We start from the raw sequence: 1,316 nt of genomic DNA, 5'->3' as shown, positions 1-1,316 counted from the left end.
GCCGGTGCCGCCCAGCCAAGCAAAGAACGGGTAGAGGATCACCATGCGGGTGATGAGGAAAAAATCCATTGATCAGGCTCCGTTGATATAGGCCACACAGGCCTTGTGAATGCCCTGCACCAGGGCTGCATAGTGACGGTCGGCGGCGGCACAGTCGGTCGGGTTGCTGCCAAAATACGGCTCCAGCAGCACCGCAGGCGCGCGCCCTGCATGAAGGCTCAGGCCACCTCGATCATTGCGCGCGCGGACGATGATGCCGCGATCCCGCAGCCCGAGCGCCTGCACCATGGCGGGCTGGATCAGACCGGCCAGACGCCGCGAACCCTTGGACCCACTAGTCAGGGTTTCGGCACCGCTGGCGCTGGTCGGCCCGCCGTTGAAGTGCAGTTCCACCGATGCCGCTGCGCCCTTGGCGTCCACCGCGGCATAGGTCTCGCGGATCTCCGCGCTGTACGGCCGACCGGCAGGGCGCCGGAAAACCTCATACATCCCCGGCGCGCGGGCGCGGATGGCGGCGGCCAGATCACCGCACCAGTCGTATTCGGTGCGCCCGTCAGTTTGACGGACAGCACCCTGCGACCGGGCGTTATGCCCGATCACCAAGGCGACCTTGGTCATTACATTGCTCCATGAAAAAAGCCCGCGCGAGGCGGGCGGGTGGTTTCCGGGTTGCGGCTTTTGAGGGAAGCCCTCTATACACCCGCTAGATGTTGATGACCGCTCTGAAGGGAAGTCCTACATGGAACGCAGCCGAAACTTGCGTGCCGAACTTTCCGCCTACATTGCAAGCACGGGCCTCACCCAGGAAGCGTTGGACGATCTGGCGGCGAAAATCTGGAATGAACCGGCCACAGATGACCTGCGCATCCTCAGGGTTTGCGCCAGAGGCGCCAAAGCTCGATGATCTGCCTGGGGTCATTGACCCCGATCAGCAACCAGCGCATCGCGCCCTCTGCCGTCAGGGTCACAATGGCGGCAGCGATGGGCAGCGGCACGCCGAACACCTGCGCAGCATAGTCAGCACTGACCCCGGCCGCGCCGATACCGACAATCATCGTCACCATGACCTTGGCCGGGCTGAGCTGCCTGGTTGTCCTGATCTTGACGATGAGCGCGACGATGACCGCGATCCAGAAATCAAAGCTGCGAAACGGGGATGGATCTTGCACGGCGCCTCCTGCGCATGAAAAAGCCCGCCAAAGCGGGGCTGGGTGAAGGATCAGATCGCCAGCATGGGCCGGTACAAAGAAAAGCCCCGCCGCGCGAACGGCAGGGCAAGTTTGAGCGGCAGATAGGTACGCCCTATCGCAGCAACA

At 63.2% G+C, this 1,316-nt stretch carries 2 protein-coding genes; both read right to left on the bottom strand.

The window, feature by feature from the left end:
* Positions 1-72: 72 nt before the first annotated feature.
* Entirely contained in the window at positions 73-618 is a 546-nt protein-coding gene (locus C8N34_RS25815; protein WP_108131073.1) for an N-acetylmuramoyl-L-alanine amidase, read from the bottom strand.
* Positions 619-869: 251 nt separating this feature from the next.
* Positions 870-1,169, bottom strand: coding sequence for a hypothetical protein (locus tag C8N34_RS25810; protein ID WP_108131072.1), 300 nt, complete (start codon positions 1,167-1,169; stop codon positions 870-872).
* Positions 1,170-1,316: the final 147 nt, after the last annotated feature.

This window comes from Gemmobacter caeni, from assembly GCF_003054195.1.
GTDB lineage: Bacteria > Pseudomonadota > Alphaproteobacteria > Rhodobacterales > Rhodobacteraceae > Gemmobacter > Gemmobacter caeni.
Note: the sequence above shows the minus strand (reverse complement) of the source record. Positions and strands in the feature narration are given on the sequence as shown.

Coding starts and splice junctions, on each gene's coding strand:
- C8N34_RS25815 (WP_108131073.1), bottom strand. CDS start 618: ATGACCAAGGTCGCCTTGGTGATCGGGCATAACGCCCGGTCGCAGGGT.